Below are 19,138 nucleotides of genomic sequence, written 5' to 3' on the forward strand. Positions count from 1 at the left end.
GGTTCTCGGCAACAAGCCTCGCCTTCATCCAGACCGCGATGATCAAGCTCATGACAAGGCGGCTCGCCCGCTATCCGCTTTCTTGAACAGACTCTAAGGCCACAAGTGTAAATGCTCCCGAAGGTGCAGGTTTTGGAGACTGTGTAGTGGTATTATTATACCTCAATTTTAAGATGTTGATTTTGCTTTATAAAATGTGAAGATCGGTCGCTGTTTCAACTTGACGGTTCACCGCCCTGCCCTTATAAACGCGCAAACACTTCGCTCCCGAAGCGGGTGTTTTCAGTCTTGATGAATTACCATCAAGAAAAGCAACAAGAAACGTCTGCTCCTTATGGATGCAGATCAATTTGAGAGTATCAACAATGGTTACCTTCTCCCAGAAGCCTGAAGAGGTGGAAAAGAAGTGGATCGTGATCGATGCCGAAGGCCTCGTCCTCGGCCGTCTCGCTTCGCTCGTTGCCATGCGTCTGCGCGGCAAGCATAAAGCCACTTACACCCCGCATGTTGATGATGGCGACAACGTCATCGTGATCAATGCAGACAAAGTCGTCCTGACCGGCCAGAAATACTATAACAAAATGTATTACTGGCACACGGGTTATCCCGGCGGTATCAAGGAACGCAATGCGCGCCAGATTATCGAAGGCCGTTTCCCGGAACGTGTCATTGAGAAAGCTGTTGAGCGCATGATCCCGCGCGGTCCGCTTGGCCGTCGCCAGATGAAGAACCTGCGCGTTTACGCCGGTACCAACCACCCGCATGAAGCTCAGCAGCCCGAAGCCCTCGACGTTGCAAAGCTCAACAAGAAGAATGTGAGGAGCGCATAATGGCCGAGCTTTCCGATCTGAAGGCACTTGGCGATGTCGCCACCGCTGAAGAAACCCCTGCAGCCCCTGTGCATGAACGTAAGGTTGATGACCTTGGCCGAGCTTACGCGACCGGTAAGCGTAAAGACGCTGTTTCCCGCGTATGGGTTAAAGCTGGCACAGGCAAGATCACCGTCAACGGCAAGGACTTCACCGAGTACTTCGGCCGTCCGGTTCTGCAGATGGTCCTTCAGCAGCCGATCGTCGCAACTGCGCGTGATGGCCAGTTCGATATCGTCGCAACAGTCACCGGCGGTGGACTTTCCGGCCAGGCCGGTGCTGTCCGTCACGGCATTTCTAAAGCCCTGACCTACTACGAGCCGGGCCTGCGCTCTGTGCTCAAGAAGGGTGGCTTCCTGACACGCGATAGCCGTGTTGTTGAACGTAAGAAGTACGGCCGCGCGAAAGCCCGTCGTTCGTTCCAGTTCTCCAAGCGCTAATCGACAAGGGCGGGCTATCGTCCGCTTTTGCAGACAAGTTTTTAAGAAGGCGAGACCCGCGTGGTTTCGCCTTTTTTGTTTGCGTTGATGCAGGCTGCTTGTGCATTTCGGCACGCGAGATGATACAAAAAAGGCGCCTGATCGGATCAGGCGCCTTCCTATTCAGACTATTTGCGGCTCTTCGTTATTCGGCTTCGGTTACCCGAGAAAGTGCGACGGCAAGCTGGCTGCGCTGCTGATTCAGCTCTTCAAAGCGCTCACGTTCGGTCGCAACAACTTCAGGGTCAGCATTAGCGATGAATTTTTCATTGCCCAGCTTTTTCTGACTTTTCTCGATGTCCTTGTCGATCTTGCCAATCGCCTTCTCAAGGCGTGCGGTTTCAGCGGCAATATCGATAAGGGAGCCGAGTGGAATGCAGGCGGTTGCCTCACCGACGATCACCTGAGCAGAACCCTTCGGTGCGACCGTTTCGAAATCGAGCGATTCAACGCGTGCAAGGCGCTCGATCGCCGGATAATGACGTGCGGTGCGTTCGCGGGTTTCAGAGTTTGCCCCAACGAAGACCAGCGGGGCCATGGCACCTGCCGGAACATTCACCTCAGCGCGGGCAGAGCGAATGCCGGAAATAAGCTCGACCAGCCAGTTGATCTCTTCTGCAGCCTTCTCATCGCGGTGAAGCGGTGTGTGCCAGTCAGCATGCGCCAGCATACCCTGACTGCCGATATGCGCCCAAAGCTCTTCCGTCATGAATGGCATGAAGGGGTGAAGAAGCTTATAGGTTTCCGAGAGGACATAAGCGATGCAGGCCTGTGCCTCGGCCTTGGCTTTCTCGTCCTCTCCGTTGAAGACAGGCTTCAGAAGCTCAAGATACCAGTCACAAACCTCATGCCAGACGAAGTGATAAAGTGCACTGGCGGCTTCATTGAAGCGGTAGTGTTCGATTGCGCGCGTGACATCTTCCGCTGTTCGCGAAAGCTCTGTCAGGATCCAGCGATTGATCGTTTGTGTCGCGGCCTCGGGCTTGAATTCCGGATCAAGGCGCATGCCGTTCATTTCGGCGAAGCGCGTTGCGTTCCAGAGCTTGGTGCCGAAATTGCGATAGCCGGCGATACGGCTGGTATCGAGCTTCACGTCCCTGCCCTGCGCGGCCATGATTGCGAGGGTGAAGCGCATTGCGTCTGCGCCGTACTCGTCGATCAGGTCGAGCGGGTTGATGACGTTCCCTTTGGATTTCGACATCTTCTGCCCGTTCTTGTCACGCACCAGCGCGTGGACATAAACCGTATGGAACGGTTCGACCGGCCTGCCGTCCTCATCCTTCATGAAGTGCAGCGCATCCATCATCATGCGCGCAACCCAGAAGAAGATAATATCGAAACCCGTGACCAGAACGCTTGTCGGATAATAGCGTTCCAGCTCCGGTGTCTTCTCCGGCCAGCCAAGCGTCGAGAAAGGCCACAGGCCTGACGAAAACCAAGTATCCAGAACGTCTTCGTCACGCGTCAGAATGTTGCCGGGTTCAAAGTTCTCAAGCTGTTCTTCAACCCATGCCTTCCAGGGACCTTCATGGGAAATGTAATGCTGAACAGCCGCATCAAGCGCTTCCTGCTCTGTCTTCTCCACGAAAACAGAGCCATCGGGGCCATACCATGCAGGAATCTGATGTCCCCACCAGAGCTGGCGCGAAATGCACCACGGCTCGATATTCTCCATCCAATCGAAATAGGTCTTCTCCCAGTTCTTCGGCACGAATTTCGTACGGCCTTCGCGGACCGACTCAATCGCAGGCTCGGCGAGCGTTTTGGCATCGGCAAACCACTGGTCCGTCAGCATTGGTTCAATGACAACGCCGGAACGGTCGCCGAAGGGCTGCATGATCTTCTTGTTTTCAACGAGCGGAACGGCATTGCCTTCTTCATCTGCAATGGTGACGGCAAGTCCCTCGGCATTGATCGATTCAATAATCTTCTTGCGCGCTTCATAGCGGTCCAGACCGCGATACTCGTCCGGCACCAGGTTGATGTCGTCAACGTCAGATTCGCTCGGAAGCGTGCCCGATTTTGCAATCTCCATCGCCTCGGCAGCGCAGACGGCGTAAGGCTCGCCGTCGCTGCGCATTGCTGCCTTTTCGTCCATCAGGCGGTATGCCGGGATTTTGTTGCGCCGTGCGACGCCATAGTCGTTAAAGTCATGCGCACCGGTGATCTTGACCGCCCCGGAGCCGAAGTCGGGATCCGGATACTCGTCGGTGATAATCGGGATCAAGCGGCGGTGCTCTTTCGGGCCAACCGGGATTTCACAAAGCTTTCCGACGATCGAGGCATAGCGCTCGTCGGAGGGATGAACGGCAACCGCTCCATCGCCGAGCATCGTTTCCGGACGCGTGGTTGCAATAGAAATATAATCGCGCTCTTCCTGAAGCGTGATATTCCCATCCTCGTCCTTTTCAACATATGTATAGGTCTGGCCATCGGCCAGCGGGTATTTGAAATGCCACATGTGGCCGTCGACTTCCTTGTTCTCGACTTCGAGATCGGAAATCGCGGTTTCAAACTCGGGGTCCCAGTTGACAAGACGTTTGCCACGGTAGATCAGCCCCTGTTTGTAAAGGGTGACAAAGACTTCAAGCACGGCCTCCGACAGGCCCTCGTCCATGGTGAAACGTTCGCGCGACCAGTCGCAGGAGGCGCCGAGGCGCTTCAACTGGTTGAGGATCTGGCCGCCGGATTCATCCTTCCATTCCCAAACCTTGTCGATGAAGGCCTCGCGCCCCATTTCGCGGCGTCCGGGAAGCTGCTTTTCCATGAGCTGGCGCTCGACAACCATCTGCGTTGCAATGCCGGCGTGATCCATGCCCGGCTGCCAGAGAACGTCCTTCCCGCGCATACGTTCAAAACGGACCATGATATCTTGCAGCGTATTATTGAGCGCGTGTCCCATATGCAGCTGCCCGGTCACATTCGGCGGGGGGATCACGATGCTGAAAGACTCGGCTCCGGGTTTTGCGTTGGCGCCAGCGCGAAACGCATCTGCGTCTTCCCAACGGCGAGCGATTTTCGGTTCGACGCTCTTGGCGTCATAAGTCTTGTCCAGCATTTTCAAGCCAATTCCCGAGTTTGACGCTAAAGGCCGGTTCGACGAAAACAGGCTTTATCGCGCAAAAACAATGTTTGAGGCCGCCTCTCGTTGATCGGCAGACAGCCTTTGAAGGATAGATGTTGTTAAGCGGTTGCGCCAAAACCTGTCAACAATAAAGCCGCCCCGGAATGGGACGGCTTTTTCAAAAGATACGTTGTCAGGCGCCATCAATCGCGCGCTGGCTTGCGCATACGCTCCAGCTCTTTGGCAACCATACGCTCAACGATCGAAGGCATATTCTGATCAAGCCATGCGCTCAGCAGAGGACGAAGTTCTTCAGCAACGATCTCCTCGATGCTGCGGACACCTTCCTGGCTCAGCGCTGCAGACAGTTCCTGCAAGGCACTTGTGATCCGTGCTTCTGCATCCGCAGAAACCAGCCCGCTTTGCTGGTTTTCAGAGGTCTCTTCTTTAGTGGAAGAAGGCTCCGGCGAAACCTCGTCCGTTTTTTCTTCACCAGCGGAAGCCGCTCTTATCTGATCTGCAACCTCGCCCATCGAACCAGGATAGACTTCCTGCTCTGCCATATAGTCTGAGGCATGAAGCTCACCTGAAAACGTCCCGGTTTCTTCATGAGCGCTCTCATCTTTCGGCGCGGCCGACTGAGACGACTGATCACCATGGGTTCGAGAAACAACGACAGGTTCTTTCTGGGCCCAGTCTGCCGCTAAATCATCGTCCGTCTGAGAACTCTCGGGCTGCATGAGGTTATGAACGCTGGCACTCCCGCCGGCCGCGGCTAAACGATCACGATCATAACCGCTCGGGTTGGGATCGCTGCGTCCGGAAAACTCCCGCTCTGTTTCTTCACCGCTGTCGATAATTCTGCGGATTGAAGCGAGGATTTCTTCCATCGTCGGTTCTTGCTGAGCTTTGGGCTGCGCCATTACTGACCTCTCTGCGCCTGACGGCGAAAATACTGGGCACGACTCGTTCAAACTATACTGTGTGCCTTTCCACAGTCAGACGGGAACTATCCTAATTTAAGGATCTATACACAGATTTTTCATTCTCTTGGAAAAACAGACTGCCACAATTCGCAAACACGATCAGGACGGTACAAATCTGTCCTGTCGGAGAAGGAACAACCTTAAAGGATCAGAACTCGAACTCTCTCGCCTTTGTGAAACCGGGTAGCGGTCTGATCGCGGCGTTGAATGCGGAGATATACGAGCAGACATCGCGCTCGCGCCAGTAAAGCCGTGCCCGCGCTGCATTGCCATACCCTTCCACGGCCACCAGACGCCCGCCATCGCGCAACTGATCCAGCAGCGCCTGCGGAACAAACTCGATAGCGCCATTGACGAAGATGGCGTCGTAAGGTGCCTCCGGGGCGTAACCTTCCTCGATATTGCCTGTGACCACAGCCGCATTGTCGTAACCAAGATCAGCAAGATGCTGACTGGATTCGGATGCGAGATTTTCATCGCTTTCGATGGCAACAACAGAGTTTGCGAGAAGCGAAAGGATCGCTGTTGAGTAGCCTTCGCCCGACCCGACCACCAGAACGACGTCGTTCTTCTTGACCTCAAGCAGCTGCACCAGCTTTGCCAAAGGCGACGGTTCCATCATGAAGCGAGCAGGCTTGTCGTCAGCAGCCTGGCTGACCGGGATATCTTCATCGATATAGGCAAGCGCCTTCTTTTCCTGCGGAAGGAAAGCTTCGCGCGGCACTGACAGGAATGCCGAGATGACCGGATGCGACGTAACGTCCGTCGTACGGATCTGGTTTTCTACCATTTTAATGCGCGCCGCTTCGAAATTCATCATTGCCTTCACCTCGCAAGTTTCCGGTTCGCCACTGCGTAGATTCAAAAAGCTTAGTGCGTCCTTTGTGTATCCGAATGGATCCATGGTGCTCTAAAGCTTGGTTTTTCATAGATGTGCGCAACGTCTGTGACAAGGCAGTTTCGACCCGATATCAATCGAAAACAAGCGCTATCGGGAATTTCGTATATCTGTTGAAGAGACAAAGGCGAGAGAAAAGCTTCGGTAGAAGACAAACAAAGGCGCGGTAGCAAATGAGTCACCTACTTTATAGGTGCCTGGGCGGCTTCACAACGGCATGACCGTTTTCGCATTTCAAAAGGTTAAGCTCTCGAAGGAGAAGGAATGGAGGCCTCGGCCGGAATCGAACCGGCGTGCAAGGATTTGCAGTCCTCTGCGTCACCACTCCGCCACGAGGCCTCACTGCTTCTTGTTCAGAAGCGTTGGCGGGCATTTAGAATGATTTCGAAAAGGGTGCAAGAGCGAAGTGACAAAAATCCTTCAAAGAATCCTGAAGTGCCCAGGAATGAACCCCTGACTTTTTTCGGGAGCAATTCTGATCGTGAAGCTTAAGTGTGGAACGTCACAACAAAATCAGGCTATGCTCCGGGTCATGCATTAGCAGTGACGCTTTTTAGCATCGGGCAGCTCTGCCCTTCTTCATTATGAGCAATCGGGGGATTTCTCTTGCGCAAACTTTCAAAAACTCGTTTTCTCAGAATGAACGTAGATGGTTTCGGAAGAGAATTGGCTGGCTGTACGGGCGGAAAGCCATTCGCCATATTGCTGCTTCTGCTTTTCGCCTGTTTCGTTGCCCCGCAAACAATGATGGCACAGGAACCGGGCAGCAGAAGATCCGCGTCAGACCTCTTTGATACGATTTACGATACTGCGATTGGTGATAGTGATCGTATCCATGCCTACAAAACGCTGGTGGAAAATCCAATTTCACCACCGGATACGAAAAGTCCGCGCGCCACGCTGGAGAGCTTTCTGGTTATTATGCGGACTGCCACCGATCTCTGGGTTGAGACGCGTGACCAGTTTTTTAGCAACAGCAACTTTTTTCTGACTTCTAAGGAAAAGGATCAGCTTGAGCTTGTTTCCGCGCTTTTGGGAAAAGCTGCTCTCACTTTCGATATGTCGGCGGTGCCTGCCGCGTCGCGCGAACGCGCAAGCGTCGAAATCGTTCTGCAGATGCAGGAAATCCTTGACCGCGTGTATCTTCCGGCACTTGAAGAGGTTCCTGGCGTGCCTGCAGGCTTGACGCAAGATAACCGGGAGCCACCTGAAAGGTGGACAATTCCGGGAACGAACCTGACTATTGCACTGCAGGAAGACGGTCCGAGAGCGGGAGAGTATCTGTTTACGCAAGGAACAGTCGATCGCATTCCAAGTGACTACGATGTCATTAAAGCGCTACCGATTGCTTCTGACCGCGGCGAAGATCTCTATTCCTACTACATCTACACGCCCGGTAATCTCGTTGCACCGCAATGGTATCAATATATCCTGAGCGGGCCGCCGTGGTTGCAAAAAACCTTCTCCGGACAAACCGTCTGGCAATGGGCGGGAATGGCGCTTCTGCTGCTTTTCAGCCTGATTGGTATCATGCTGTTTGCACGCTGGAATGCGCGTCGCGCTGTTCCTGTTGATCCGACGCTCAGGCAAATTCGCCACGTTATCAACCCGGCCCTTCTGATCGTGATAGCGAATGCATTTCAGTTTTTGTGTGAAGAGCAGATCAACATCACCGGCGGCCTGCTTGTGTTGCTGACGACTGTGACCAGCGTTACGATCTGGACCGCTGCGGCCTGGTTCACCTATCAGGCTTTGCAATTGATCTACCTTGCAACAAGCCGAAGCTCTGCCTTCAACAAGGCCAGTCTCGACGTCAGCCTGATTCGTACAGCATTCAGAGTCGTGTCATTTCTGGTCGCGATCATTGTTCTCGGGTATGGCGCAACGCGGATTGGAATACCGATCTATGGTGTTGTCGCTGGTCTTGGTGTTGGTGGCCTTGCGATTGCGCTGGCCGCGCAGCCAACACTGGAGAATTTTATTGGTGGTATGATCCTTTATGCTGACCGGATCATCCGGGTTGGCGAGTTCTGCCAGTTTGAGGATATGTCCGGAACCGTAGAAGAGATCGGTATCCGTTCAACCCGTATTCGTGCCCTCGACCGAACACTGATCATCGTTTCCAACGCCGACCTCGCCAAGCGCAAAATCATCAATTACAGCCAAAGAGATGTGTTCCTGTTCCGCCATAAAATCGGGCTGCGCTATGAAACGGAATCTCAGGTTCTGCGCGCGATCATCGCAGATATCAGGAACCTTCTTGAGCAAAGCGAATCGGTTCTTGAAGAGCCACTGCGTGTTCGCCTTATCGAATACGCCGACTTTTCGATCCTGATTGATGTTTATGCCAACATCGCATCCACAGATCTCAATGCCTTTCTCGAAGTTCAGGAAGATCTTTTGATTTCGATTCGCTCGATTGTTGAAAACCACGGTGCAGGCTTCGCCTTCCCGTCGTCGACTGTTTACCTCTCGCGCGATCAGATTCCGGAACCGATCACTGACCAGGCCGTTTCAGGCCATAAGGAGCCCGGCGAGACGTCATATTCCGCCAGCGGCAATAGCAGCAAAACCTGACGGGTGGCCTGTCGCCCGTCATCATGTGATGGTGAGGCCGATGTGGAACTGGTTCAGCGAAAATGCGACTGCACTCAATGCACTTGCAAGCATATTTACGCTCTTGATCTGGGCCATTTATCTGCAAATTCTCGTCGGCAGCTACCGTGAGGGCCATAGGGCCAAGATCCTGATCAATCGCGGGGCTGGCCCGACGTTGAACGGCCGTTGCCTGATCGCGAATATGAGCGCGAAAGCCATATACATCGATGCCGTGCTTCTCGACTTCTGGCTTGAGCAGGATGGTCAGAACCAGCACCACAGCTACTCGCTCAGCAATCTGAGCTTTGAACGATACGAAGCGCGTGACCCACGGTCGAAATGGTTCCAGGGACCGCTCGATGCGGGCGAGCATATTGATATCGGTTCTTTCCATGCCCTCGTGGAAACGATGTCGCCTGACGGCTTTGATTCTTATGACAAGCTCCAGAGTATCAAAATCACGGTTGCTGCCACCTATGCCTCTGAAGACCGCCCTGTTGCCGCAGAAAGGGTTTTTGATGTCTTTCAGAATGGTTCAGAACAGCTTCTTTCACCGAGAAGCTATTCGGCACATCAGATTCGCTCCCGTCGCGGACGCAGACGCATCATAAGTGCCATGCGGTCTCTCCATGATTCTGAACGGCCAAACACTGAGAAGGACACTGGAGCGGTGAAGCCGTTTACCTAGGTTTTTCCGACGGCCCTGGCCTCAATAGCCGCGCTGATATTCAATGCGATTGTGGATGAAAATTATCTGTTTCATTTTTTTTATAAAAAGGGCTTGGCAAATCGCCTTCGCGTTTGTATTAACCCGCTCACACCGCAGCGCCCAACCGGGCGCAAATGTTCCCTGGTAGCTCAGCGGTAGAGCACTCGACTGTTAATCGATAGGTCGTCGGTTCGAATCCGACCCGGGGAGCCATTTCTTTTCTGTACAGCCCGAAGACATAGGTAACAGAATGTGCCTAAGACACGGGTGACAACCTCGTGCCGAACGGGTTGTCGATAATCTGCAATGTTATCTGTTCCACATCTTCTATGTTGAGGTTTCCGACGCCCGATTGTGGGGTTTGGAACCTGTGACTATGCATCGGCCCCATACAGTTTCGTGAATGGCAGTGTCCATCACAGTGCTCATGCTTGATGGCAACAAGCGCTCCGCCTCTTCGGTGAATGAGGTTGTCTGGGGACGGTTTATTGTGTGCCGGATGGGCTTGAGCGTCGCTGTGTGATGGTCTCACAGAAACTGTGGATAGGTTGAACGCGCCGCGTTGCCCCGCTTCGTTGCGGGCAGCGATCATGTTTTTCGCTGGAAAAGGATTTTCTCAAGCGGGACAGAGATTATTGCCAGATCAATCCTCTCCCCGATTCGGATTGCAAGCGTGCCGGGGGCTGCTTTGGCCTGAAGCGCTTGTGTGATCGCGCCTCAGGCAATTTAATAACGATGTCATGATGCTGAAAGCTACGGAAAAGGCTTACGCCGCATCCTCATTTTCTTCTGCATCTGCCGGGATGTAGTTAAGCACCGGCGCCAGCCAGCGCTCGACATCTGCGATGCTCATACCCTTTCTCGCCGCATAGTCTTCAACCTGATCTCTCTCGATTTTGGCAACGCCAAAATAATAGCTGTCGGGATGCCCGATATAAAGACCAGAAACGGATGAGCCCGGCCACATCGCGAAGCTCTCCGTCAGTTCGACGCCAGTTGCATTTTCCGCATCCAGAAGGTCGAACAGTGTCTGCTTTTCCGTATGATCCGGCTGGGCAGGATATCCAGGCGCAGGACGAATGCCGCCATAGGCCTCACCAATCAGCTCTGTGTTGGAGAAAGCCTCATTCGGGGCATATCCCCAGTAATCACGTCTGACGCGCTCATGCATGCATTCTGCAAAGGCCTCAGCAAAGCGATCAGCCAGTGCCTTGACCATAATCGACGAATAATCGTCGTTGGCCCGTTCAAATCGTTCAGCAATCGCCACTTCCTCGATTCCGGCCGTCACAACAAAGCCACCGACATAATCCGGCTTGCCGCTTTCCAGCGGAGCGACAAAATCAGACATGGCGACGTTTGGCCTATCGCGGCGTTTTGAAAGCTGCTGGCGCAGTGTATAGAAAGTCGCCAGCTCCTGTGAACGCGTTTCATCCGTGTAAACGCGGATGTCATCGCCCACCGTGTTTGCTGGCCAGAAGCCGATGACAGCGCGCGGGCGGAACCATTTTTCATCAATGATCTGCTTCAGCATCGCGTTGGCCTCAGCAAAGAGTTGACGGGCTGTCTCGCCCTGTTTTTCGTCTTCCAGAATATCCGGATAGCGTCCGCGCAATTCCCAGGTCTGGAAAAAAGGTGTCCAATCGATATAGCGCGCCAGTGTTTCCAGGTCGTAATCCTCAAACACCTTCGTTCCGAAGAAAGATGGCTTATGTGGCTCATAAGCCTGCCAGTCGATCTGCACGGGGTTGGCGCGTGCAGCTGCAAGCGGTAAGCGGTTTTTGCGGGCTTCCGCCTTGCGATGCTTTTCAGCAACTTCGGCATATTCATCACGGATGCCTGTGACGTATTTCTCCTTCAGCTCCCGCGTCAGAAGATTGTTGACCACACCAACGGCACGGCTGGCATCGGTCACATAAATCGCCTGACCAGCCTGATAAGCGGGGTGAATCTTGACAGCCGTATGCACCCGGCTTGTGGTCGCTCCACCGATCAGGAGGGGGATGTCAAAACCCTGCCGCTCCATCTCGCTTGCAACATGAACCATCTCATCCAGTGACGGTGTGATCAGTCCGGAAAGTCCAATGATATCGGCGTTGTGCTCCTTTGCCGCTGCAAGTATCTTCTCTGCCGGGACCATCACACCAAGGTCGATGATCTCATAATTGTTGCAGGCGAGAACGACTCCCACAATGTTCTTGCCGATGTCATGGACATCGCCCTTCACCGTTGCCATGATCACCTTGCCGGCGGCCTGATTGTCTTCACCACCGTTCCGGCGTTTTTCTTCTTCCATATACGGCAGAAGAACGGCAACGCCCTGTTTCATGACGCGCGCCGACTTCACAACCTGCGGCAAAAACATCTTGCCAGCGCCGAACAGGTCACCCACGACATTCATACCGGCCATCAACGGGCCTTCAATGACATGCAGTGGCCTTTCAGCGGCCTGCCGTGCTTCTTCGACATCGGATTCGATATATTCGGTAATGCCGTTGACGAGGGCATGTTCAAGCCGCTTTTCGACTGGCCATTCACGCCACTCAAGGTTCTGCTTGCGCTCTTCACTCTTGCCCGTTCCGCGATACCGCTCGGCGATATCCAGAAGCCGTTCCGTGGCATCTTTGCGGCGATTGAGAACGACATCTTCGCAGGCTTCTTTCAGCTCCGGATCAATCGTTTCATAAACGATCAGCTGCCCCGCATTGACAATGCCCATATCCATGCCGGCCTGAATGGCATGATAGAGGAACACTGCATGCATTGCCTGTCTTACGGGTTCATTGCCGCGGAACGAAAAGGACAGATTGGAAACACCGCCGGAGATATGGGTATGTGGCAGGCTTTCGCGAATGGCTTTCGTCGCCTGAATGAAGTCAACACCATAATTGTCGTGCTCTTCAATGCCGGTGGCGACCGCAAAAATATTCGGATCAAAAACAATGTCCTCTGGCGGAAAGCCGACCTGCCGGGTGAGGATATTGTAGGCGCGGGTACAGATATCGACCTTGCGCTCGAATGTATCCGCCTGCCCCTGCTCGTCAAAGGCCATCACCACCGTTGCAGCGCCGTAATTGCGGATCAGGCGTGCCTTGGCGATGAAATCCTCTTCGCCTTCCTTAAGTGAAATTGAATTCACCAGCGCTTTGCCCTGGGTGCATTTCAGTCCGGCCTCAATGATCTCAAACTTGGAGGAATCGATCATCAGCGGAACGCGCGCGATATCAGGTTCGGCTGCCAGAAGGTTGAGATACTCAACCATCGCCTTTTCAGAATCGATCAGCCCCTCATCCATATTGATGTCGATGATTTGCGCCCCGGCCTCGACCTGATCCCGGGCGACATCCAGCGCCGTTGCATAGTCTGCATTTGTAATCAGTTTTCTGAAGCGTGCCGAACCTGTCACATTCGTGCGTTCACCGACATTCACGAAAGGAATGTCTTCTGTGAGAACGAAAGGTTCGAGTCCGGACAAGGCCAGCAGCGGCTTATGCTCCGGGATTTCGCGTGGGGGATACTGCGAAACCGTCTCGGCCAATGCGGCAATATGATCGGGCGTTGAACCGCAACAGCCACCGATCACGTTTACAAGCCCCTGCTCTGCAAACGGCCGGATGAGTTCGGCCATCTGATCCGGATCCTGGTCATACTGTCCGAACTCGTTCGGCAAGCCAGCATTCGGATAAGCGCAGATGAAGGTGTCTGCAACGCCCGACAATTCCTGCAGATGCGGAAGCATGGCATCAGCACCGAGCGCGCAGTTCAGGCCGATAGTAAAGGGGCTGGCGTGGCGCAGCGAATACCAGAAGGCTGACGGTGTCTGGCCCGACAGTGTACGCCCTGAAAGGTCGGTGATCGTGCCGGAGATCATGAGCGGAAGCTCAATCCCCTTGTCCTCAAACGCCTGCCGTGCAGCAAAAACGGCTGCTTTGGCATTGAGCGTATCAAAAATCGTTTCAATCAGAATCAGGTCTGAACCGCCGTCAATCAGGCCATTAATCTGCTCACGGTAGGCAATCCGTAAATCATCAAAGGAAACAGCGCGATAGCCAGGATTATTAACGTCAGGCGAGATCGAGGCCGTGCGATTGGTCGGGCCGACAGCACCGGCAACAAAACGGCGGCGGCCGTCTTCTTTTTCAGCACGGATGGCCGCGCGACGGGCAAGGCGCGCGCCGTCGCGGTTCAGATCGTAGACGACGTCTTGCATCTGATAGTCGGCCTGCGCGATGCGAGTCGCTGAAAACGTGTTGGTCTCCAGAATATCCGCTCCGGCGATTGCGTAGTCGAAGTGTATGTCTTCGACCGCCTTCGGTTGTGACAGGATCAGGAGGTCATTGTTACCCTGCTGATGACAGGCGCAGCCGACAAACCGATCGCCACGGAAATGGTCTTCATCAAAGCCAAGCCCCTGAATCTGTGTACCCGTTGCACCATCCAGAACAAGAATGCGTTCGCGCGCAGCTTTTTCAAGTGCAGCGCGAATTTCAGAGCCGGTACGCCTGGGCAATTCTTCTCCGAACAGATCATCAAACATCAGCAAACTCCAAATGCGAAAGGTCGCAAATCACATAAAGATATCTTTATGTCAATATACGGTGTATTTCTAATATTACCTGACAGCACCGATATGTCTTCACGTTACGTTCAATGCACTGCCAAAGTTGCACGAATTTCACTCGATATGATTGATATCAATACAAAACCGCGTTGAACCCTTACAACGAATAGGTATAACTTTGTACCCGAGATTGTGGTCGGGCTCTGCAGGAAATCAACCTTTTGCGCAAAGCCAGTTCATAACCCCAGACAGGTCGGGTTGGAGGCGAAAAGCATGTCGCAAACCCGGATCATAACAGAGCGGAGGATGATCCCATGAAGCCAAAGGTCAATACACTTGTTGCGCCACCGCGCTGGATCAAGCGGCCCTACCATCGTGAATGGTTGTGGCAGCAGGCCAATAACCTGTTTGACTATTTTCAGTATCGCTCCATCAATCCCAAGGGTGGATTCTACGAGTTTGATGTTGATGGTAAACCACTTCAGGCAGATAACCCGACGCGCGGTATTCATACGACGACGCGCATGATTCACTGCATGGCGATTGGTCACCTTCTGGGCCGTCCGGGCTGCGACGATCTCCTCAACCACGGCATGAACTACCTATGGGAGCATCATCGCGATCAGAAGAATGGCGGCTATTTCTGGCAGATCAACGACGACGGTCCGCTCGGAGAGCCTACCAAGCAGGCTTATGGTCACGCCTTTGTTCTTCTGGCCGCTTCCTCCGCCAAGTTTGCGGGCCACCCGCTGGCTGATGCTATGATTGCCGATGTCACCGAGGTCATCAAGGAGCGGTTCTGGGAAGACAAATACGGTGCGGTTGCCGAAGAGTTTCATACGGACTGGACACCGGTTCCGGGCTATCGCGGTCAAAACTGCAATATGCATATGACCGAAGCACTGATGGAAGCTTATGAAGTGACCGGCAATGTTGAATATCTGACAATGGCCAAGAGCATTGCGGAGCTGATTATCAACACCCATGCCAAAGCCTGCGACTACCGTGTTCCGGAACATTTTACCGAGAACTGGCAGGTCGATTACAGTTACTCCGGAAATGAAATGTTCCGCCCTGCCGGAACGACACCGGGCCATTGGCTGGAGTGGACAAAGCTTCTGCTGCAGCTTCATACGCTCACCGGACGCAGTCATGCATGGATGCCAAAAGCCGCGCAGGAACTCTTCAAATCTGCATTCAAATACGGATGGGATTTTGAAAAGAAAGGCATCTTTTACACGCTTGACTGGAACAACGAGCCCGCCAACCGCTCTAAACTCTGGTGGCCGCATTGCGAGGGCATCGGAGCCACGCATTTTCTGACACAGCACTTTGGCGACAACATGCACATGCTGGCCTACCGCCGTCAGTGGAGCTTTGTTGCAAGCCATCTTCTGGACCATGAAAAAGGCGGATGGCATGAAGAACTAACCGACGACCTCGCACCGGCACATACGATCTTTCCCGGCAAGAGCGATATCTATCACGCACTGCAGGCCTGCCTGATACCGCTTTATCCTGCATTGGGAAGCGTTCCGGAAATGATCTACCGTGATGTGAAACACGATCTGGCATAAAGTCGGCTGCTTTGCTCTTTCACTTGAAGGCGGCCCGATCGGGCCGTTTTCTGTCTGTTGAGCCAGACGTGTCCTTTGCGCCGAATGCAGTTGAACCTTGCCTGTCAGCACGGTAAACAACCATGAAAATCTGATGCCGCACGCGAGACAACTTTGTCCGCGCTTTATCCGGAAGGACCGATAATGACTGCGAAAATCTTCATTGATGGCGAACATGGCACGACCGGATTGCAGATCCGCACGCGCATGGCCAAGCGCCGCGATGTGGAAATGCTGTCCATTCCGGCTGCCGAGCGGCGCAATGCTGCGATACGTGAGGACTTTCTCAATCAGGCAGATATCGCTATTTTATGCCTGCCTGATGATGCGTCGCGGGAGGCCGTCAGCATGCTTGAAGGCAATAACAGCACTCGCGTTATCGATACGTCAACGGCTTATCGTACCAATTCTGAATGGGCCTACGGCTTTGCAGAAATGGATAAAGACCAGGCCGATAAAATCCGCTCGTCCAGCCGGGTTGCCAATCCTGGTTGTTATCCGACTGGTGCGATTGGTCTGATCCGGCCTCTGCGCGCTGCCGGAATCATTCCGGACACCTATCCAGTCACCGTAAATGCGGTTTCCGGCTATACCGGCGGTGGCAAAAACCTGATCGCTCAGATGGAAGATCAGAGCCGGGATGATTATCTCGACATTCCTCACTTTCTTTACGGGCTCAATCTCTCGCATAAACATGTGCCAGAGATGACGCAGCACGGACTTCTGGCACGCGCGCCGGTTTTCTCGCCGTCTGTCGGTCGTTTTCCGCAAGGCATGATCGTGCAGGTGCCGCTCTACCTTGAAGCGCTTGATGGTGCACAGGATATGAAAAGCATTCATGCCGCTTTAAGCGCACATTATGCCGGACAGTCTATTGTGAAAGTTGTGCCAATTGAGGACAGTGCTTCCCTGCCCCGCCTCAACGCCGAAGCGCTGGCCGGTGAGGACACGATGAAGATTTATGTGTTCGGCAAAGCCGGCGGCAAGCACGTTAATCTGGTGGCGCTGCTGGATAATCTGGGCAAGGGCGCTTCCGGCGCCGCAGTTCAGAATATGGACCTGATGTTATCTGCCTGATCTGGATGGTAAACGATGCGTCATCTTAATGGCGTATCGAAGCCTGCTGACCTTCTCGCTATATTGTCTTCAAGACTTTATCAGCGAGGTTATTATGTCCCAGCACGAAAGACTTCCCGTTTTCTTCATACCTCATGGCGGCGGTCCTTGGCCATATATCCATGGAACAGACGGCATTCTGCCGGACGAGGACCCGTGGAAGGAACTTCAGGATTTTCTGCGTGGATTTGACACCGCGCTTGGCAGACGTCCAAAGGCCGTTCTTGTGATCTCAGCGCACTGGGAAAAGGTTGATCGGCTGACGATATCGACGGCAAAACAACCGGGTATGCTGTTTGATTATTATGGCTTTCCAGAACACACCTACGCGCTGAGCTATCCGGCTCCGGGTGCTCCTGAAATCGCGGATCACGTTCAAAACGTACTAAAGGCAGCCGATATCGAAACCGGGGCGGATGCGGAGCGTGGATACGACCACGGTGTCTTTATCCCGTTCATGCAGATTTATCCGGATGCCGATGTTCCGCTGGTGATGATGTCGCTGGACCCGGATCTGACAGCCGAAACCCACTTCAGGATCGGCCAGGCTCTCGAACAACTCCGGGATGAAGACATTCTGATCGTGGCTTCGGGATTATCCTATCACAATATGCGTATGTTTTATCGACAGGATGATCAGCACGCAGAACAGGCCAGACGTTTTGATACCTGGCTTCAGAATGCCGTTGCTCTTCCTTCTCCAGAACAGCGCGCCGCCGCGCTTTCAAAGTGGGCGGATAACCCGGATGCGCTGGCTGTTCATCAGCCGGATCATGATCATCTGGTTCCGGTCTTTGTCGCCGCCGGTGCTGCCGGCCGCGACATGGGTAAAGTGATCTTCAATGGTAATTTTCTCGGGAAGCCTTATTCGGCATTCCGTTTCGGCTGAGGCATGTCAGCGTTTCCGGCAGGCCAAGGCTTATCATGACCTGTTGTGCCGCCAGTGTGGTGAATTTAAAAACCAAACCAGAAACATAAACCTGATGGTCACCCTCCTTGAGTCTGACGTTCGTTCAAAGCAATCGAAACAATGAAACGAACGTCAGATTTGGGTGACTGGCTCTGTCTTTTTTATACGATTTCGAACATCGGTTTCCGGTAGCCCCGCAAATGTCTGGTGACAAGCGCCAGAACGATAATTGCAACGCCCTGATGTGAAAGCGCCAGCCAGAGTGGCATCTGCATAACCAGTGTGAAAATACCAAGCGTTGCCTGGATGGTGACGGCGGCCAGAATGATCGCTGCGCCGCGTGCATGTTGCGACAATTCAAGGTCCAGCCCACGGCGCGCTGCCGCCCGCCATTCCGTCAGAAAATGGAAAAGCGCCAGCAGAAACAAAATATACCCGCCAATACGGTGGGTAAACTGAACCGTTTTGGGATTTTCGAAAAAGTTGATGAGTGCTGGTTGCTGCAAAAGCAGATCAGACGGAACGATGGCACCATCCATCAGCGGCCATGTGTTGTAAGACATCCCGGCATCAAGGCCGGCCACAAGCGCGCCAAGGTAAATCTGTACAAACGTTGCGAGCAATAAAAGTCCAGCAAACAGGTGGGAAATGAAGCTTGGCGGCGCTTCATGCTTTCGTGGTTTCAGACCGCTTGCAATATAGATGCAAGACGCAAAAATAAGACAGGCCATAATGAGGTGAACAGCCAGTCGATACTGACTGACATCGGTGCGTTCAACCAGACCGGATGAAACCATCCACCAGCCGATAAAGCCCTGCAGGCCTCCAAGCGCAAGAACACCGGTCAGCGGCCAGCCCAGTCCTTTGGCCAAACGCCCCGACATCCAGAAATAGAGCAATGGAACAGCAAAGATCAGTCCGATGGAGCGGGCCAGAAAGCGGTGTGCCCATTCCCACCAGAACAAGGACTTAAAGCCTTCCAGCGTCATGCCCTGATTGAGCTGCTGATATTCCGGTATGCGTTTATAAAGCGCGAACTCTTCCTGCCATTGTTGCAGGTTCAGGGGCGGGATGACGCCATGGATCGGCTTCCATTCTGTGATTGAAAGTCCGGAATGCGTAAGCCGCGTCGCACCACCGACGAGCACAAGACAAAAGAGGGTTAAAACCACCAGATAGAGCCAGATCCGAACTGCGGTAGCATTGTGCTTCTGCTGATTGTCGGTCCAGTCCGCCGTTTTACCAAACGCCATACATCAAACTCCGTTTCGCATCGTGCCATGCAGCTCTTCACACCGCCAAAACATGCGCATAGTGTCTGGGTTTACGTAT

At 53.6% G+C, this 19,138-nt stretch carries 12 protein-coding genes and 2 tRNA genes; 8 read left to right on the forward strand and 6 right to left on the reverse strand.

What is annotated here, in order from left to right; all coding sequences use genetic code 11:
• Positions 1-365 precede the first annotated feature (365 nt).
• Positions 366-830 carry a 50S ribosomal protein L13 gene (gene rplM, locus EDC90_RS13295; protein ID WP_132312422.1) on the forward strand — a complete coding sequence of 155 codons (465 nt, stop codon included), beginning with the start codon at positions 366-368 and terminating at the stop codon, positions 828-830.
• Positions 830-1,309 (forward strand): 30S ribosomal protein S9, encoded by a 480-nt coding sequence (rpsI, locus tag EDC90_RS13300; RefSeq protein WP_132312424.1) that lies wholly within the window; start codon positions 830-832, stop codon positions 1,307-1,309. The genes rplM and rpsI overlap by 1 nt, the downstream gene beginning before the upstream one ends.
• Before the next feature lie 184 nt (positions 1,310-1,493).
• On the opposite strand, the gene EDC90_RS13305 is transcribed toward rpsI, so the two are convergent.
• The 4 genes from EDC90_RS13305 to EDC90_RS13320 form a co-directional block, all read right to left on the reverse strand.
• Positions 1,494-4,406, reverse strand: coding sequence for a valine--tRNA ligase (locus EDC90_RS13305; protein WP_132312426.1), 2,913 nt, complete (start codon positions 4,404-4,406; stop codon positions 1,494-1,496).
• 209 nt (positions 4,407-4,615) lie between these two features.
• Positions 4,616-5,335 (reverse strand): PopZ family protein, encoded by a 720-nt coding sequence (locus tag EDC90_RS21440; protein WP_132312429.1) that lies wholly within the window; start codon positions 5,333-5,335, stop codon positions 4,616-4,618.
• A gap of 211 nt (positions 5,336-5,546) precedes the next feature.
• Positions 5,547-6,218, reverse strand: coding sequence for a protein-L-isoaspartate O-methyltransferase family protein (locus EDC90_RS13315; protein ID WP_132312431.1), 672 nt, complete (start codon positions 6,216-6,218; stop codon positions 5,547-5,549).
• 343 nt (positions 6,219-6,561) lie between these two features.
• Positions 6,562-6,635, reverse strand: a tRNA-Cys gene (locus tag EDC90_RS13320).
• Between the two features lie 327 nt (positions 6,636-6,962).
• Between EDC90_RS13320 and EDC90_RS13325 the strand changes: the two genes are divergently transcribed.
• From EDC90_RS13325 to EDC90_RS13335, 3 genes are all read left to right on the forward strand, one after another.
• Positions 6,963-8,873 carry a mechanosensitive ion channel family protein gene (locus EDC90_RS13325; RefSeq protein WP_245511052.1) on the forward strand — a complete coding sequence of 637 codons (1,911 nt, stop codon included), beginning with the start codon at positions 6,963-6,965 and terminating at the stop codon, positions 8,871-8,873.
• Positions 8,874-8,913: 40 nt separating this feature from the next.
• Positions 8,914-9,582, forward strand: a complete 669-nt coding sequence (locus tag EDC90_RS13330) for a hypothetical protein (protein ID WP_132312434.1) — start codon at positions 8,914-8,916, stop codon at positions 9,580-9,582.
• 159 nt (positions 9,583-9,741) lie between these two features.
• Positions 9,742-9,816 (forward strand) — tRNA-Asn (locus EDC90_RS13335).
• Between the two features lie 553 nt (positions 9,817-10,369).
• On the opposite strand, the gene metH is transcribed toward EDC90_RS13335, so the two are convergent.
• Complete coding sequence (gene metH, locus EDC90_RS13340; protein ID WP_132312437.1) at positions 10,370-14,140, reverse strand: methionine synthase; 3,771 nt, start codon at positions 14,138-14,140, stop codon at positions 10,370-10,372.
• Positions 14,141-14,478: 338 nt separating this feature from the next.
• Between metH and EDC90_RS13345 the strand changes: the two genes are divergently transcribed.
• From EDC90_RS13345 to EDC90_RS13355, 3 genes are all read left to right on the forward strand, one after another.
• On the forward strand, positions 14,479-15,741 hold the full coding sequence (locus EDC90_RS13345; protein WP_132312440.1) for an AGE family epimerase/isomerase: 1,263 nt from the start codon (positions 14,479-14,481) through the stop codon (positions 15,739-15,741).
• Positions 15,742-15,924: 183 nt separating this feature from the next.
• On the forward strand, positions 15,925-16,857 hold the full coding sequence (argC, locus tag EDC90_RS13350; protein WP_132312443.1) for an N-acetyl-gamma-glutamyl-phosphate reductase: 933 nt from the start codon (positions 15,925-15,927) through the stop codon (positions 16,855-16,857).
• Between the two features lie 94 nt (positions 16,858-16,951).
• Positions 16,952-17,785, forward strand: coding sequence for a DODA-type extradiol aromatic ring-opening family dioxygenase (locus EDC90_RS13355; RefSeq protein WP_132312446.1), 834 nt, complete (start codon positions 16,952-16,954; stop codon positions 17,783-17,785).
• A 182-nt stretch (positions 17,786-17,967) separates the two neighbouring features.
• Here the strand turns inward: EDC90_RS13355 and EDC90_RS13360 are convergent, their stop codons facing one another.
• Positions 17,968-19,059: a COX15/CtaA family protein gene (locus EDC90_RS13360; RefSeq protein WP_132312449.1), complete on the reverse strand. Its 1,092-nt coding sequence runs from the start codon at positions 19,057-19,059 to the stop codon at positions 17,968-17,970.
• Positions 19,060-19,138 lie beyond the last annotated feature (79 nt).

The sequence above is a fragment of the Martelella mediterranea genome, from assembly GCF_004342225.1.
Taxonomy (GTDB): Bacteria; Pseudomonadota; Alphaproteobacteria; order Rhizobiales; family Rhizobiaceae; genus Martelella; species Martelella mediterranea_B.

Bases quoted from the DNA above. Each gene is read 5' to 3' on its own strand.
- EDC90_RS13345 (WP_132312440.1), top strand. From the start codon at position 14,479: ATGAAGCCAAAGGTCAATACACTTGTTGCGCCACCGCGCTGGATCAAG.
- argC (WP_132312443.1), top strand. From the start codon at position 15,925: ATGACTGCGAAAATCTTCATTGATGGCGAACATGGCACGACCGGATTG.
- rpsI (WP_132312424.1), top strand. From the start codon at position 830: ATGGCCGAGCTTTCCGATCTGAAGGCACTTGGCGATGTCGCCACCGCT.
- rplM (WP_132312422.1), top strand. From the start codon at position 366: ATGGTTACCTTCTCCCAGAAGCCTGAAGAGGTGGAAAAGAAGTGGATC.
- EDC90_RS13355 (WP_132312446.1), top strand. From the start codon at position 16,952: ATGTCCCAGCACGAAAGACTTCCCGTTTTCTTCATACCTCATGGCGGC.
- EDC90_RS13305 (WP_132312426.1), bottom strand. From the start codon at position 4,406: ATGCTGGACAAGACTTATGACGCCAAGAGCGTCGAACCGAAAATCGCT.
- EDC90_RS21440 (WP_132312429.1), bottom strand. From the start codon at position 5,335: ATGGCGCAGCCCAAAGCTCAGCAAGAACCGACGATGGAAGAAATCCTC.
- EDC90_RS13315 (WP_132312431.1), bottom strand. From the start codon at position 6,218: ATGATGAATTTCGAAGCGGCGCGCATTAAAATGGTAGAAAACCAGATC.
- metH (WP_132312437.1), bottom strand. From the start codon at position 14,140: ATGTTTGATGATCTGTTCGGAGAAGAATTGCCCAGGCGTACCGGCTCT.
- EDC90_RS13330 (WP_132312434.1), top strand. From the start codon at position 8,914: ATGTGGAACTGGTTCAGCGAAAATGCGACTGCACTCAATGCACTTGCA.
- EDC90_RS13360 (WP_132312449.1), bottom strand. From the start codon at position 19,059: ATGGCGTTTGGTAAAACGGCGGACTGGACCGACAATCAGCAGAAGCAC.